General features: G+C 67.1%; 14 protein-coding genes. 2 read left to right on the top strand and 12 right to left on the bottom strand.

Annotation, left to right across the window (positions count from 1 at the left end; genetic code table 11):
- Positions 1–32 precede the first annotated feature (32 nt).
- The 7 genes from ACF8O7_RS25065 to ACF8O7_RS25035 all read right to left on the bottom strand — a co-directional run bounded on the left by ACF8O7_RS25065 (position 33) and on the right by ACF8O7_RS25035 (position 7,205).
- On the bottom strand, positions 33–1,010 hold the full coding sequence (locus ACF8O7_RS25065; protein WP_026062757.1) for a tripartite tricarboxylate transporter substrate binding protein: 978 nt from the start codon (positions 1,008–1,010) through the stop codon (positions 33–35).
- 54 nt (positions 1,011–1,064) lie between these two features.
- Positions 1,065–1,886, bottom strand: a complete 822-nt coding sequence (locus ACF8O7_RS25060) for a TauD/TfdA family dioxygenase (protein ID WP_047326769.1) — start codon at positions 1,884–1,886, stop codon at positions 1,065–1,067.
- A 38-nt stretch (positions 1,887–1,924) separates the two neighbouring features.
- Complete coding sequence (locus ACF8O7_RS25055; RefSeq protein WP_034365534.1) at positions 1,925–4,168, bottom strand: xanthine dehydrogenase family protein molybdopterin-binding subunit; 2,244 nt, start codon at positions 4,166–4,168, stop codon at positions 1,925–1,927.
- Positions 4,146–4,592 carry a (2Fe-2S)-binding protein gene (locus ACF8O7_RS25050; RefSeq protein WP_017404538.1) on the bottom strand — a complete coding sequence of 149 codons (447 nt, stop codon included), beginning with the start codon at positions 4,590–4,592 and terminating at the stop codon, positions 4,146–4,148. Before ACF8O7_RS25050 ends, ACF8O7_RS25055 begins: the two co-directional genes overlap by 23 nt.
- 51 nt (positions 4,593–4,643) lie before the next feature.
- The gene (locus tag ACF8O7_RS25045; protein WP_034365538.1) at positions 4,644–5,729 is read right to left on the bottom strand and encodes a porin; all 1,086 of its coding nucleotides are present in this window, start codon (positions 5,727–5,729) and stop codon (positions 4,644–4,646) included.
- A 223-nt stretch (positions 5,730–5,952) separates the two neighbouring features.
- Entirely contained in the window at positions 5,953–6,399 is a 447-nt protein-coding gene (gene rnhA / locus ACF8O7_RS25040; protein ID WP_016447441.1) for a ribonuclease HI, read from the bottom strand.
- Complete coding sequence (locus tag ACF8O7_RS25035; RefSeq protein ID WP_252652189.1) at positions 6,396–7,205, bottom strand: class I SAM-dependent methyltransferase; 810 nt, start codon at positions 7,203–7,205, stop codon at positions 6,396–6,398. The genes rnhA and ACF8O7_RS25035 overlap by 4 nt, the downstream gene beginning before the upstream one ends.
- 19 nt (positions 7,206–7,224) lie before the next feature.
- On the opposite strand from ACF8O7_RS25035, the gene gloB reads away from it, so the two are divergent.
- Entirely contained in the window at positions 7,225–7,998 is a 774-nt protein-coding gene (gloB, locus tag ACF8O7_RS25030; RefSeq protein ID WP_016447443.1) for a hydroxyacylglutathione hydrolase, read from the top strand.
- Entirely contained in the window at positions 7,998–9,536 is a 1,539-nt protein-coding gene (locus ACF8O7_RS25025) for a transglycosylase SLT domain-containing protein (protein WP_070080956.1), read from the top strand. Before gloB ends, ACF8O7_RS25025 begins: the two co-directional genes overlap by 1 nt.
- Positions 9,537–9,603: 67 nt before the next feature.
- On the opposite strand, the gene ACF8O7_RS25020 is transcribed toward ACF8O7_RS25025, so the two are convergent.
- The 5 genes from ACF8O7_RS25020 to dnaX all read right to left on the bottom strand — a co-directional run bounded on the left by ACF8O7_RS25020 (position 9,604) and on the right by dnaX (position 14,542).
- Positions 9,604–10,689, bottom strand: coding sequence for an ABC transporter substrate-binding protein (locus ACF8O7_RS25020; protein ID WP_016447445.1), 1,086 nt, complete (start codon positions 10,687–10,689; stop codon positions 9,604–9,606).
- An 84-nt stretch (positions 10,690–10,773) separates the two neighbouring features.
- Positions 10,774–11,205 (bottom strand): MAPEG family protein, encoded by a 432-nt coding sequence (locus ACF8O7_RS25015; protein ID WP_392444547.1) that lies wholly within the window; start codon positions 11,203–11,205, stop codon positions 10,774–10,776.
- Positions 11,206–11,250: 45 nt separating this feature from the next.
- On the bottom strand, positions 11,251–11,841 hold the full coding sequence (gene recR / locus ACF8O7_RS25010) for a recombination mediator RecR (RefSeq protein WP_016451347.1): 591 nt from the start codon (positions 11,839–11,841) through the stop codon (positions 11,251–11,253).
- Positions 11,842–11,987: 146 nt separating this feature from the next.
- Positions 11,988–12,320, bottom strand: coding sequence for a YbaB/EbfC family nucleoid-associated protein (locus tag ACF8O7_RS25005; protein ID WP_012206701.1), 333 nt, complete (start codon positions 12,318–12,320; stop codon positions 11,988–11,990).
- 47 nt (positions 12,321–12,367) lie between these two features.
- The gene (gene dnaX / locus ACF8O7_RS25000; protein WP_047326740.1) at positions 12,368–14,542 is read right to left on the bottom strand and encodes a DNA polymerase III subunit gamma/tau; all 2,175 of its coding nucleotides are present in this window, start codon (positions 14,540–14,542) and stop codon (positions 12,368–12,370) included.
- Between the last annotated feature and the right edge of the window lie 24 nt (positions 14,543–14,566).

Below are 14,566 nucleotides of genomic sequence, written 5' to 3'. Positions count from 1 at the left end.
GCTGCTCCCTCCTTTCGTCCGGTGCGCCGCCCTCAGTCGGACTGTATGCCCAGCTCCTTGACCAGCCGCCCGAAGCGCTCGAAGTCGCTGGCATTGGTCTTGCCCAGGCGCTGCGGCGGGCCGCCCACAGGGACGGTTCCCAGCGTGGCCATGCGTGCCACCACGTCGGGCATCTTGAGGACCTCGTTCAGGTGCGTATTCAGCAGCCTGACCACGTCGGCAGGCATGTTCCTGGGGCCGAACAGGCCATACCAGGCCGTCAGCTCCACGTCCTTGTAGCCCAGCTCGGCCAGCGTGGGCACGTCAGGCGCAAGCGGCGAGCGCTGGGCGTCGGCCACGGCCAGCGCCACGAGCTTGCCGCCGGGCAGGTAGGGCGCGATGGAGCCCAGCGTGCTGTAGGTGAAGGGCACATGGCCGCCCACCACGTCCGTGACCGCAGGCGCCACCCCCTTGTAGGGGATGGACTCGAAGCGGGCGCCCGTGGCGCGCCGGACCATCTCGCCCAGAAAGTGCATGGGCGAGCCATTGCCCGGGGTGGCGTAGCCCAGCGAACGGCCCTGGCTCGCGGATACGGCCTCCTTGAGCGTGCGCACGCCCGCGCCGGGTCCGGCGACAAGGAACAGCGATGTGGAGCCGACCTCGATCACGGGCGTGAATCCGTTGAGCACGTCATATCCGTGGCCTGCGCCCAGCTTGAGCACCAGCTGGGCCATGGCAAAGGTATTGGGCGCCAGCAGCAGCGTATAGCCATCGGCCGGCGCCTTGGCCACATAGCTGCTGCCGATGGTGCCGCTGGCGCCTGCGCGGTTGTCCACAAGCACCGACTGTCCGATACGGGCCGACAGCTTCTCGCCCAGCAGGCGCGCCAGCGCATCGGTGTCACCGCCTGCGGGATAGGCCACGACGATGGTGACGGGCTTGTGGGGATAGGCCTGCGCCTGGGCAGGACCGGCCAGCAGGGCCATGGCCAGGGCCATGCCTAGGGCAAGCGTTTTGCGTTTCGCTTTCATGGGGTGGGCTTTCATCGTGGGTTTTGTCATTTTCAGCAAAGGCCGGGGCCGGGCTCACGCCTGGCGTATCGCCACACGGTGCATGCGCCGCGCTGCGGGGTGGTAGTCGTTGACCGCGTAATGCTGCGTGGCCAGGTTGTCCCAGATGGCCACCGAGCCCTTGCGCCAGCGAAAGCGCACCTGCCATTCAGGCACCTTGGCCAGGCCGCTGAGCATGGCGATCAGGGCCGCGCTCTCGTCGCTGGTCACGCCCTCGATGTGCGTGGTGTAGAGCGAGTTCACAAAGGCCACGGGCAGCCCGGTGACCGGGTGCACCAGGACCACGGGCTGCTCCAGCGGCGGATGCTTGAGGCGCGTGGCCCGATAGGCCTCGCCCGAGGGATCGCGGCGCATCAGGCTTTGCCTCAGGGCCGGCGCCTCCCAGTTGTGGGTGGCGCGCAGCGTGCGCAGATAGGCCTGCAGCTCGGGCGCCAGCGAAGCAAAGGCCGTGGTCATGCTGGCCCACATGGTGTCGCCGCCCGTGGGCGGCACGTCCACGGCGTAGAGGCAGGCACCGGCGGGCGGCTTGGTCTGCCAGGTCAGGTCGGCATGCCAGATGTCGGTGCCGGTGCGCGTGCCCTGGCTGATCAGCAGCTCGACATGGGGATCGTCCGGGTGCGAGGGAAAGGTGGAGGACACGGGCTCGACCTTGCCGAACACCTGGGCCACGCGCACCTGCTGCGCAGGGTCCAGCGTCTGGTCGCGGAAGAAGATGACCTGGCGCTCGGCCAGCAGCTTGCGCAGCGCGTCCGCATGGTCATGCACCTGCGCCGGGTCCGAGAGATCGATGCCGTATATCTCCGATCCTATGCACGGGGTGATGTGTTCGACTTGCATGAAATTCCTTTTCTCAAAAAAAGCGGGTTGGGGGGTGATCAGGTGGACGCGATGTCCTGCGGCAGCGGCATGGAGCGGAACCGCCGGCCCGTGGCATGGAACATGGCCGTGGCCACGGCAGGCGCCGTGGGGCCCAGGGCCACTTCGCCGCAGCCCTGGGGCGGCCGGTCGCTTTCGACCAGGACCACCTCCACGCGGGGCATTTCGGACAGTTGCAGCAGCGGGTAGTCGTGGAAGTTGCTTTGCTGTACCGCGCCCTTGTCGAAGTCCAGCCGGCTCTTGAAGGTGTTGGTCAGCGCAAAGCCGATGCCGCCTTCCACATTGGCCTTGACCAGGCCCGGATTGACCACGCGGCCCGCATCAATGGCGCAGATGGCACGCTCCAGCCGCACGCGGCCTTGCACAACACGCAATTCCATGACCAGTGCGACAAAGGTCTGGAAGCTCTCGCCCCGCCCCGTGTAGACGTTGAAGGTCATGGCGCGGTGCAGGCCTGCCGGCGCGGGCTGCTCCCAGCGCGCGGCGCGCGCCGCCGCATCCAACACGCCCAGCGCCAGCGGCTGGCCGGCCAGCAGGCGGCGCCGGTACTGGTAGTCGTCCACGCCTGCGGTGTGGGCCAGCTCGCTGATGAAGCTTTCCAGGAAGAACACGCTGGACGTGGTGCCCACGCTGCGCAGGTAGCTCAGCGGTATGGGCTGCTGCACGTCCACGGCATCCACCAGCAGGTTGGGCACGCCGTAGATCAGGTCGTAGATGGACTCGACCATGGTCTCGTCCCAGCCGCCGGCATCGGCCATCTTCTTGGGGTTGATGGCCCCGTACAGCGACTGTCCCGAGATGCGCGCATGCAGCGCGGCCGGCAGGCCGTCGGCGCCGAGCACGGCGCTCAAGCGCCCCGATGCGCCGGGCCGGTAGTAGGAATGCCGTATATCGTCCTCGCGCGAGCGGATGACCTTGACGGGCCGGCCCACGGCCTTGGACGCCGCCGCCGCATGCAGGGCGAAGTCGGGCATGTACTTGCGCCCGAAGCTGCCGCCCAGGAACGTGGTGTGCACGATCACCTTGTCTGCAGGCACGCCGCAGGCCTTGCCGAGTTCGCCGCGCAGGAAGTCCTGGCCCTGGTAGGGTCCCCAGGTCTCGACCTCGCCGTCGCGCACATGCACGGTGGCGGCCAGCGGCTCCATGGTGGCGTGCGTGATGTAGGGCGAGTGGTAGTCGGCCGTGATGGTCTTGCCGGCCGCCAGCACTTCACGCGGCTTGCCCAGGCTGCGGGCAACGACGGCCTTGTCGTTCGACAAGCCTGCGACGAACTGCGCATGGATGCGCTCGCTGTCCACACCGGCCGCCGCGCCGGCGTCGAATTCGATGTCCAGCGCATCGGCAGCCTGCTTGGCAATCCAGTACGAGTCGGCCACCACGACCACGGTGCTGGGCTCGGGGTCGGGCCACTGCGTGGTGCGCACGACGGCATGCACGCCAGGGCGCGCGCGCACCTCTGCCTCGTTGCGGATGCGCACGATGCGCCCCGTCACGCTGGGCGCCATGCGCACGGCGCCGATCAGCATGCCGGGCACCTCGACATCGATGCCGAACACCGCGCTGCCGTCGACCTTGGAAGGCGTATCCACACGGCGCAGGTTGCGGCCGATCAGGCCCTGCTCGGAAGCCGACTTCATGCGCGGCCGCGCGGCCAGGGGCAGCCTGGAGGCATCGGCCACGATCTCGCCATAGCCTACGCTGCGGCCCGTCGCGGGGTGCAGCACGCGGCCGGCACGCGTCATGCACTGGGAGGCACGCACACCCAGGCGGCTTGCGCCGGCGCGCAGCAACACATCGCGCGCCTGGGCGCCGGCCAGGCGCATGCGTTCATAGAAATAGTTCATGGACATGGAGGCACCCACGAACTGCTGGAACGGCATCTCGCCCGCATCGTTGCGATAGGCGTCGCGCCCCGTGACGAAGCGCACGGTCACGCTGGCCCAGTCGGCATCCAGTTCATCGGCCAGCACCTGGGGCAGGCCTGTGTAGATGCCCTGGCCGACCTCGCACTGCGAAACGCCGATCACCACCTGGCCCGAAGGCTCGATCCAGACCCAGTCGCCGATGGCTGCTGCCGCCGCCGCACCGGCTGCCGGCGGCGCGGCCTGCGCCAGCGGAATCAGCAGGCTGCCTGCAGCAGGCGCCACCAGCAGCGCAGCGGCGCTCTGGAGCAGGTGCCTGCGCCGCAGCGAGATGGCCGAATCGGCCACGCGGCCCCGTTCATTGCTTGGACGCTGCGGCATGGATGGCCTCCCGGATGCGGTGGTAGGTGGCGCAGCGGCACAGATTGGTCATGGCCTCGTCGATCTGCGCATCGGTGGGCTGCGGATGGGCCTTGAGCAGTGCTGCAGCGGCCATGACCATGCCGGACTGGCAGTAGCCGCACTGCGGCACGTCCTTGTCCATCCAGGCCTTCTGGATGGGGTGGGAGCGGTTGCTGGACAGTCCTTCGATGGTCGTGACCGCCTTGCCGCCCACCGTCGAGACGGGCAGCACGCAGGAACGCACGGGCTCGCCATCGACATGGACCGTGCAGGCCCCGCACATGCTGATGCCGCAGCCGAACTTGGTGCCCGGCAGCTTGAAGTGGTCGCGCAGCACCCACAGCAAGGGGGTCTGCCCGTCGCCGTCAAAGGCCACGCTTCGGGAATTGAGGGTGAATTTCATCGTGGGGTCTCCAATGCGCCCGCATCGACCGGGCTGCATGTCTCATGCCTCTCAGAACGAGTGGTGTATGCCTGCTGCAATCACGGTCTGCGTGCGCCCGCTGGCAACGCCCACGGAATTCATCGCCGCCACGCCATCGGAGGCGCGCTGGTGCGTGACCGAGGCATGCAGCTGCGTGCGCTTGGAGAAGGCGTAGCGCGCGCCCAGGTGGACCTGGTTCCACTTCGTCTGCTCGAAACGGCTGAAGGAGTAGCCGGTGTTGATGGTCACCGCCTGGCTGGTCTGCCAGGCAAGGCCCAGGTCGAGCGCGCTCATGTGGCTGGAGGCTGCGCCATACTTGAGCGTGGAGCGCGTGAGCAGCGCGTTGAGCCGTACCGGAAGCGCATCGAGCTGGTAGCCGCCGCCGATGCCCAGCACCTGGAAGGTATCGAGCACCAGCGGCCGGCCCGCCACCAGGTCCTGGCCCAGCGCGTTCGCCAGGCCCGTGCGCCCGGCGATATCGAAGGCACGGCCACGCGCATCGGTGTAGGCCACGGCCAGATTGAGCTTGGCACTGGAATAGCTGCCCATGACGCTGTAGGTGCGGTTGGCCTGCGAGCGGCCCGGCACCTCGCCAAATCCATACTGCGCGCCGAACTGCATCCCGCCCATGCGCGGCGTCAGGTAGACCACGGAGTTGTCCACGGGGAACTGGCTGGACAGGCCGTCCAGGTTGCCCGGGTGGTACAGATAGAAGTTGTAGAGCTGGTAGCCATTGCCCCATTGGCTCAGCGTGCCGGCCGTGAAATCGACCTGGCGCCCCAGCCGCAGCGTGCCCAGCGAAGCGCTGTCCAGGCCCACCCAGGAAGCCCGGTTGAAGTAGCTGGTGGGCGAGATCGGCGAGCCGATGTCCGTGAGGAATCCGTTTTCCAGCTGGAACGAGGCCTTCAGGCCGCCCCCCAGGTCCTCGGAGCCGCGCAGGCCCCAAAGGTCAGGCTGGGAGATGGCCGAATCCATGCGCGTGAGCCGGCTCCCGCGCACATCGCTGATCCAGGGCATGGTCAGGTCCATGCTGCCGTACAGCGTCACCGAACTCTGGGCAAGCGCCGCTCCCGCGCCGCCCAGCATCGCCAATGCGGCAATTGCTTTGTATTTCATCGCAAGGCTCTTTCATCGTGAGATGGTTTAAAAATTCCACAAGTGGCAATTTCAAACACCACGCCACGGAAGATGCCTGGCAGGGCGCACATTAATTTCCACTTATGGAAATATTAGCCGCACCCATCGAGTCCTGTGTCTGGGGTTTTCATCTACCGCGTTTGAGGTAGTCCTCGGGAAGAGGAGCAAGGGACAGGCATTGCACCTGTCCCGCACAAGGCGTTCAGCGTCCCAGCGCCTGATCCACGCCCATGTTGGCCAGCGCGTCGGCGCGCTCGTTGCCGGGATCGCCCGCATGGCCCTTGACCCAGCGCCAGTCGATGCGGTGCCCGCCACCCTGCACCAGGGCGTCCAGCCGCTGCCACAGCTCCACGTTCTTGACGGGCTCCTTGGAGGCCGTCTTCCAGCCCTTGGCCTTCCAGCCGTGGATCCACTCGGTGATGCCCTTGAGCACGTACTGGCTGTCGATGTAGAGCACCACGTCGCAGGGCCGCCTGAGCGCAGACAGCGCCTCGATCACGGCCATCATCTCCATGCGATTGTTGGTGGTGTTCAGCTCACCGCCGAACAGCTCCTTCCTGGCGCTGCCAGCCTCCAGCACCACGCCCCAGCCGCCAGGACCCGGATTACCCTTGCAGGCACCGTCCGTATAGATAACAACTTGATTCAAAAAAAATCCTTGATATGAATGGCCCGGCCGCCAGGCCGGTTGGAATGCAGATCACCGTCCGGCGCGGCCTGTGCCGGCATGCGGCGGGCGACCGGCACCGGGGCGCCCGACACGACCGCGCGGCCGCGCCAGGCAGGCTCCAGCATGCGCGCACCCGGCACACGCTTGACGGCCACCACGCAGTACACACCGCCCAGCATGGGCCAGCCCAGCCGTCCCACGCGGTCCATGAACTGCCAACGGCGCAGCCAGCGATCCGTCTGCACGGCGGGACGATAACAGCCGAATTGCACGGCCTCGATCTCGAAGGCCAGCAATCGCAGCCAGTCGCGCAGCCGCCAGTAACCCACGCCCCAGCCCACATCGGGCAGGTACACGCCACGCTCGGCACGCCGCTGCACGCCCAGCAAACTGGCAGGATTGAGTCCGCACACCACGATGCGGCCTTCAGGCATCAGCACCCTGGCCGCCTCGCGCAGCACGGCATGCGGGTCCGGCGAGGTCTCCAGCGTATGAGGCATCACGACCAGGTCGAGGCTGGCCTCGGGAAATGGCAGCGCGGCGGGATCGGCCAGCAGCGCCACGGGAACCTCCAGCGGGGCGGCGCCGTCCGCTGGCGCCGCATCCTGCGTGGAATCCAGCGCCAGCCAGCGGTGCGGCATGCGGTTGGCACGCAGCCCCTGGAGCATGGGCATGCCCAGCTGCAGGCTGTGATAGCCGAAAATATCGGCCACCGCCTCGTCGCAGCGCTGCTGCTCCCATTCCAGCAGGTAGTGGCCGAGGGCAGATTGCGTCCAGTGATGCATCCCTATAATTTTGCTGCTCATGAACCTGTTGCCCATTCCTGCTTTTTCCGACAACTACATCTGGCTGCTGCATGACGCCGGGCAGGCCCTGGTCGTCGATCCCGGCGATGCAGCGCCCGTGCTCGCCACGTTGCACCGGCTGGGCCTGCAGCTGCAGGGCATTTTAGTCACCCACCACCATGCCGATCATGTCGGTGGCGTGGCCCAGCTGCACCAGGCCACGGGCGCCCAGGTCTGGGGTCCTGCCTACGAGCAGTTGCCCGAACCCGTTCAGCGCGTGCAGGGAGGCGATGCCGTGCAGGCGCTGGGCGGCCCCTGGCAGGTCATCGATGTGCCAGGCCATACCAGCGGCCACATTGCCTTCTACAGCACGGCGGCACAGGCACAGCCCGTGCTGTTTTGCGGCGACACGCTGTTTTCCGGGGGATGCGGCCGCCTGTTCGAGGGCACTGCGCAGCAGATGCAGCAATCGCTGGACGATCTGGCCTCGCTGCCGGGCAATACACTGGTGTGCTGCGCACATGAGTACACAATGTCCAACCTGCGCTTTGCCCAGGCCGTGGAACCAAACAACGAAACCCTGGCTCACTACCAGCGGCATTGTCAGGCGTTGCGCGAGGCCGGTCGGCCCACGCTGCCATCCCTGATGGAGACCGAGCGCTCCATCAATCCCTTTCTGAGAACGCGCGAATCCGCGGTGGCTGCGGCCGCCGCAGGCTTCGACGCACAGGTGAGACAGCAGGACCCAGCCAGCGTGCTGGCCGGCCTGCGCCAATGGAAAAACGTCTTCTGATGAAACTGCTACACACCCTGCTGCTGGGCAGCCTGCTGGTTCTTGCCGGCTGCGCCACCACCAGCGGCCCGGACTTGGCCGGCACGACGGATACCTCCCCCAGCCCCGCACCCCACTCCCCCATGTATCCCAAAGGGCCGCTGAGCCCGCTGGGCACAGGCAGTGCCAGCAACGGCGACGTGGCCTCGCTGGAGACCACGGGCGATCTGTGGGTACGCATACGCCAGGGCTTTGCCATGCCCGACCTGGACCAGGATCTGGTCAAGGACCGCGAGCAGTGGTACGCCAGCCGTCCCGACTACATACAGCGCATGACCGAGCGCTCCAGCAAATACCTGTTCCACATCGTCGAGGAACTGGAGCGGCGCAACATGCCCACCGAGCTGGCGCTGCTGCCCTATATCGAGAGTGCCTTCAACCCGCAGGCCGTCTCCACCGCCAAGGCGGCCGGCATGTGGCAGTTCATGCCGGCCACCGGCACCTATTTCGACCTCAAGCAGAACGCCTTCCGCGACGACCGCCGCGACGTGCTGGCCTCCACGCGCGCCGCGCTGGACTACCTGCAAAAGCTCTATGACATGTTCGGAGACTGGCACCTGGCCCTGGCCGCCTACAACTGGGGCGAAGGCAGCGTGGGCCGCGCCATCAAGCGCAACGAGAAGCTGGGGCTGCCCACGGGCTACACCGACCTGCAGATGCCGGCCGAGACCCGCATGTACGTGCCCAAGCTGCAGGCCGTCAAGAACATCGTGGCCAACCCCGATGCATTCAACACCGAGCTGCCGGTGATCGAAAACCACCCCTACTTCCAGACCGTCACCATCACCCGCGACATCGACGTGGAACTGGTGGCCAAGCTGGCCGACGTATCGACCGAGGACTTCAAGGCGCTGAATCCCAGCTTTCGCAAGCCGGTGATCTTTGCGGCCGGCACGCCGGAGATCCTGCTGCCCTGGGACAACGCCAAGGTGTTTCGCCGCAACATGCAGGCCTTCGACGAAGGCCAGTACGCGAGCTGGACCGTCTGGACCGTGCCCTCCACCATCAGCGTGGCCGAGGCGGCCCAGCGCGTGGGCCTGGGCGAGTCCGACCTGCGCGCCCTCAACAACATTCCGCCGCGCATGCTGATCAAGGCCGGCTCCGCGCTCATGGTGCCGCGCGGCGCCAACGTGCGTGCCGACGTGGCCGGCCACGTGGCCGACAACGGCCAGATCAGCTTTGCCCCCGAGATCATCACGCGCCGCACCACCATCAAGGCACGCAAGCGCGACACGCTGATCAGCGTGGCCAACCGCTACGGCGTCAGCGTGTCCAACCTGGCGGACTGGAATGACCTGAAGTCCTCGGCCACGCTGCATGCAGGCCAGTCGCTGGTGGCCTATCTGCCGGTACGCGCCAGCAGCGGCGGCAACGCCCGCGCAGCCAAGTCCACGGGAACCGCACGCAAGGTGGCCGTTCAGCCGCAAAGCCGCAACGCCAAGACGGCCGTCACCACGGCACAGCGCGGCGGCAAGCCATCCAAGGTGAAAAAGCGCTGAGGAATCCCTCTGGCACCCGCGTCACGGAGCCCGCTTTCGCGGGCTTTTTTGCGTGCGGCCGCCGGGCTCAGGTGTGAAAGCGCTGGCGGGACTGGCGCACGAATTCGTTGGTGTACGAGCGCTCCAGGTCAATGCCGCCGCGCGCCAGCGCAGGGTCGAGCCGGACCAGCGCACGCAGGGCCGTGGCGGGCCCGTCATCGGGCATCATCCCATCGGGCGAAATCGTGGTGCGCATGTGCTCGAATGCCGACAGATAGGCGCGCCGGGAGCCCAGCAGATAGGGCGCAGGCACGGCCCGCAGCACATCCATGGGCGCGGCAGTCTGCAGCCACTTGAGCGAGCGCACCATGGCGTTGCTGAGCGCCTGGGCCTTGGCCGGGTTCCTGCGCAAGAAGGCCTGTGTCGCATACAGCGTGCCCGAGGGCATGGAGCCGCCGTACAACTGCGCGCTGCTGCGCAGATCACGCAGGTCCCGCACGATGCGCACGGCGCCCTTGTCCTCCAGCACGCTCATCAGCGGGTCCGCATGGCACAGCGCATGCACACGCCCGGTGCGCAGCGCCTCCATGGCATCGGGCCCCGAGCCCACGCCCACCAGTTGCACCGCAGCGGGATCCAGGCCATCGCCCAGCAGCATCAGCTGCATGGCCCGGGCCGTGGATGCGCCCAGCGAGGAAACACCCACGCGCCGCCCGCGCAGATCGGCCAGCGTCTGGTAGCGCGGCATCCAGCGCGCAGCCACGCCCAGCGCGATCTGGGGTGCACGCCCCTGCACGACGAAGGCCCGCAGCTGGCTGCCGCGCTGCTGGGCAAGAAGCGTGTGTTCATAGGCGCCCGCGCAGACATCGGCGGCGCCCGACTCCAGGGCCTGCAGCGACTGCGATCCGCCTGGATAGTCCTCAATGCGCACGGCCAGGCCTTCGGCCTCGAAATAACCCAGCTGCTGCGCAATCACCAGCGGCAGGTAGTACAGCAGGCCCTGGCCGCCCACGGCAATCGTCAGCAGCTCGGCCGAGCCGAGCACAGGGAGCGACCAAAGAGGAGCCAGCCCCAGAAGGCTCAACAAGGTTCGGCGATCAAGCACGTGGGAAGACATGATGGTTATTTTGCTGCAGTGCAACACGATCATGCCCAGAGCCCGCATACGCAGCATCGGTGCTTGCCCGTACGTGAAACACCGCAGGGCCTGTGGTGCAGGCCCTGCGCGGGACGAGGGCGCCGGATGCGGCCGCAGGCCTCAGCGGTAGCCTGCGAAAAACAGCAGCAGATTCACCACCAGGGCCAGGGCCCAGGCCAGACTGCGCAGCGTGGCGCGGTCCATCACATAGAAGGCGATGTAGGCGATGCGCAACACCACGAAGGCCGCGGCAAGGCCATCGACCCGCGCCGCTGGCGCGCCCAGTTGCCAGGCAACCAGCAAGGCGCCAATGAAGAACGGCAGGCACTCGAAACTGTTGGCCTGCGCCGCATTCGCCCGCGCCTGGTAGCCGGTCTGCTGGGCGAGCCAGGCGCGGGGGTCGTGGTTGTCGAAGCCGCGCTGCCCCGGCCGGTGCTTCATTCCGGGCGCCTTGGCGATATAGGCGCAGACCAGCGGCAGCAGGGCCGCCACCAGCAGGCACCAATGGGCAAGGGAAAAACCGCCGGGCGGCAGGACGACAGAGGTCGGCATACAGGCTCCTGATGAATAGACAAGAAACGCCAGCCGCCTCGGCCACTACCGGCGGTCCACCAGCGCATGGGCGATCGTACCCAGGTCCACGTATTCGAGTTCGCTGCCTATGGGCACGCCGCGCGCCAGCCGCGTCACATGGATGCCGCGCGCTTTCAGGGCCTCGCTGATCGCATGGGCCGTGGCCTCGCCCTCGGCCGTGAAACTGGTGGCCAGGATCACCTCCTGCACCTTGCCGTCGCCGGCGCGCTCCAGCAGGGATGACAGATTCAGGTCGCGCGGACCTATGCCGTCGAGCGGAGACAGCCGCCCCATCAGCACGTAGTAGTAGCCGTTGTAGGCCCCCGTGCGTTCCATGGCCCCCATGTCGGCAGGCGCCTCCACCACGCACAGCCGGGCCGAGTCGCGCCCTTCGTCCTGGCAGATGGAGCAGATGCGGCCTTCGGTGAAGGTATGGCAGCGCTCGCAATGGCTTACCGACTCCACGGCCGTGGTCAGGGCACGGGCCAGCTGCCGCGCGCCGTCCTGGTCGCGCTGCAGCAGGTGAAAGGCCATGCGCTGCGCAGACTTGATGCCCACGCCCGGGAGCCTGCGCAGGGCTTCGATCAGACCATCGAGCGATTGCACATCCGACATGGCGGCTTCCTTTCAATGAAGAAGATTCTCAGAAAAAAAGCGACCTGCAAGGGCAGATCGCTCGATGGCCGCTCAACGCAATTGAGTGGCTGGGGAAACCGTCACGGCCTCTCCAGGCTGTTCGGCACAACCTCTCGGGGCCAGCCTCAGAAAGGGAACTTCATGCCGCCCGGCAGGCCGGGCATGCCGGCCGTGAGCTTGCCCATCTTTTCGTTGGAGGTTTCTTCTGCCTTGCGCACGGCAGCGTTGAAGGCGGCAGCCACCAGGTCTTCCAGCATGTCCTTGTCTTCGGCCAGCAGGCTGGGGTCGATGGTGATGCGCTTGACGTCGTGCTTGCAGGTCATGACCACCTTCACCAGGCCCGCGCCGGACTCGCCTTCCACCTCGATGTTGCCCAGTTCATCCTGGGCCTTCTTGAGGTTGTCCTGCATGGCCTGGGCTTGCTTCATCAGGCCGGCCAGTTGTCCTTTGTTGAACATGTGAGTTCCTTCTTCTGTAGGGTAAAAACGAAACGCTCTAGAGCGTGTCAGGGCTGAATGGATACGGGCTTGATACTGCCAGGCACGATTTTCGCGCCATGGCTGCGGATCAGGGTCTGCACCAAAGAATGATTCATCACGATGTCTTCGGCAATGCGCTGACGCTCATGGCTGGCCACCGCATTGCGCCGCGCGGGGCTGTCCACCACGGCGCCCTGCTCGACATGCAGCTGCCGGGCCAGGCCGGCAGCCTCCAGCGCCGCACGCAGGCGCTCGCGCGTGGCGGGCTGGGCCAGCGAGCTGCTTTCCACACGCAGCGTCCAAGTATCGCCCTCGCGCGCCACCAGCTGCGACTGCAGCGCCAGCTGGCGCGCCAGCGCAGTGACGGCCTCGGCCTGCACCAGTTGCTGGACGGCAGCGTGCCAGACATCGCCCTCGGCCGTGCGCTCCACGGTCGGCGCGGGAGGCGCATCCGGGGACTGGCGGCCACGTTCGGGAGCGAAGTCCTGCACATCGATCTGAGTGTCGATCTGCGGTTCGGACTGCCGTGCCACGGCAGCGGCAGGCGGCTCCAGGGCCAGATCTCCGTCATCGCTCCAGCGGCCTTCGTCGGCCCAGCCTTCATCGGGCATCCCGGCCCAGGCACCCTCGTCCGGCGCATCGGCATCCTGCACCGGCGGCGCCTCATCGGCAGAAGAGTCTTCGTCTTCCTGCACATCGTCCACAGGCTCGTCCAGGGGCTCCTGGGCGACACCGGCGGCCGGCTTCAGCTCTGGAGCAGCGGAAGGCCTGGCCTCCTGGACAGGCGCAAGCACAGGTTCCGGCCTGGCAACTGCGGCCACGGCCACGGGCGCCTGAACAGGCGCTGGAGCCGCAACGGCTTGCACCACGGGAGCGACCACGGCGGGCGCAGCGGTCACGGGAGATACGACAGGCGCGACAGGAGCAGGAGGCGCGACCGGGACGGGCATGGCCGCCTTGGCTGGGACAACGGGGGCCTCGGGCACAGCGGGCTGTGCGGGCCGCGTCTGCGCAACGGTCGCGGGAGATTCAGGCTTCGCCGTGGAGGGGGTCAGCGCTGGAGTTTTTTTTTCAGCCGCGCCCGGGGCGGGCTCTGCAGATTGCGGCTTGAACGCCAGCAGCCGCAGCAGCGCCATGGTCAGCGCCGCGTACTCGTCGGGTGCCAGGCCCAGTTCGGCCCGACCATGCAGGCAGATGCTGTAGAGCAGCTGGGTTTCGTCGCGCGGCATCAGCAGCGCAAGACGGGCAATTTCAGCGGCCTCCGGATCGCTGGCGTCGGCGGCCATCTGCGGCACAGCCTGCGCCACAGCCATGCGCTGCAGCACGGCGCACATTTCCTCCAGCGTGGAGGCTGCAGACAGACCATTGCGGCGCAGCGCCTCGGAGGTTTCCACCACCACCTGGCCATCAGCCTGGGCGAGTGCCTCGATCAGGCGGAACACATGGCTGCGGTCCACGCTGCCCAGCATCTGGCGCACCATGGACTCCTGCAGCTGGCCGCTGCCAAAGGCAATGGCCTGGTCGGTCAGCGACAGCGCATCGCGCATGGAGCCGCGCGCGGCGCGAGACAGCAGGCGCAGGGCCTGGGGTTCGGAAGCCACGCCTTCCTGGCCGAGCACCTGGCCCAGATGCTCCAGCACGGTCTCGGGCGCCATGGGCCGCAGGTTGAACTGCAGGCAGCGGCTGAGCACGGTCACGGGCACCTTCTGCGGATCGGTGGTGGCCAGCACGAACTTCAGGTACTCGGGTGGCTCTTCCAGCGTCTTGAGCATGGCGTTGAAGGCCGTGTTCGTGAGCATGTGCACTTCGTCGATCATGAAGACCTTGAAGCGTCCCTGCACCGGCTTGTAGACGGCCTGCTCCAGCAGGCTTTGCACCTCGTCCACCCCGCGGTTGGAGGCGGCGTCCAGCTCGGTGTAATCGGGAAAGCGGCCGCTGTCGATTTCGGTACAGGCGGCGCAAACGCCGCAGGGCGTTGCCGTGATGCCGCCCTGGCCATCGGCGCCCTGGCAGTTGAGCGACTTGGCCAGAATGCGCGAGACCGTGGTCTTGCCCACGCCGCGCGTGCCGGTGAACAGATAGGCATGGTGCAGGCGCTGCTGCGTCAGGGCATTGGTGAGCGCCTGAACGACATGCTCCTGCCCCACCATTTCGGAGAAATTGCGGGGGCGGTATTTGCGGGCCAGCACAAGATAAGACATCCCACGATTCTACGGGGCTGAGCA

Origin of the sequence: Delftia sp. WSY_16, assembly GCF_043104415.1 — a bacterium.
In the GTDB taxonomy this organism is placed as follows: Bacteria; Pseudomonadota; Gammaproteobacteria; order Burkholderiales; family Burkholderiaceae_C; genus Comamonas; species Comamonas tsuruhatensis.
The sequence above is the reverse complement of the archived record's forward strand: the minus strand, read 5'-3'. Positions and strand labels throughout refer to the sequence as shown.

Bases quoted from the DNA above. Each gene is read 5' to 3' on its own strand.
- ACF8O7_RS25005 (WP_012206701.1), bottom strand. From the start codon at position 12,320: ATGTTCAACAAAGGACAACTGGCCGGCCTGATGAAGCAAGCCCAGGCC.
- ACF8O7_RS25035 (WP_252652189.1), bottom strand. From the start codon at position 7,205: ATGCATCACTGGACGCAATCTGCCCTCGGCCACTACCTGCTGGAATGG.
- ACF8O7_RS25015 (WP_392444547.1), bottom strand. From the start codon at position 11,205: ATGCCGACCTCTGTCGTCCTGCCGCCCGGCGGTTTTTCCCTTGCCCAT.
- ACF8O7_RS25050 (WP_017404538.1), bottom strand. From the start codon at position 4,592: ATGAAATTCACCCTCAATTCCCGAAGCGTGGCCTTTGACGGCGACGGG.
- ACF8O7_RS25055 (WP_034365534.1), bottom strand. From the start codon at position 4,168: ATGCCGCAGCGTCCAAGCAATGAACGGGGCCGCGTGGCCGATTCGGCC.
- ACF8O7_RS25065 (WP_026062757.1), bottom strand. From the start codon at position 1,010: ATGAAAGCGAAACGCAAAACGCTTGCCCTAGGCATGGCCCTGGCCATG.
- ACF8O7_RS25025 (WP_070080956.1), top strand. From the start codon at position 7,998: ATGAAACTGCTACACACCCTGCTGCTGGGCAGCCTGCTGGTTCTTGCC.
- dnaX (WP_047326740.1), bottom strand. From the start codon at position 14,542: ATGTCTTATCTTGTGCTGGCCCGCAAATACCGCCCCCGCAATTTCTCC.
- gloB (WP_016447443.1), top strand. From the start codon at position 7,225: ATGAACCTGTTGCCCATTCCTGCTTTTTCCGACAACTACATCTGGCTG.
- recR (WP_016451347.1), bottom strand. From the start codon at position 11,841: ATGTCGGATGTGCAATCGCTCGATGGTCTGATCGAAGCCCTGCGCAGG.
- ACF8O7_RS25045 (WP_034365538.1), bottom strand. From the start codon at position 5,729: ATGAAATACAAAGCAATTGCCGCATTGGCGATGCTGGGCGGCGCGGGA.
- ACF8O7_RS25060 (WP_047326769.1), bottom strand. From the start codon at position 1,886: ATGCAAGTCGAACACATCACCCCGTGCATAGGATCGGAGATATACGGC.
- ACF8O7_RS25020 (WP_016447445.1), bottom strand. From the start codon at position 10,689: ATGCTGCGTATGCGGGCTCTGGGCATGATCGTGTTGCACTGCAGCAAA.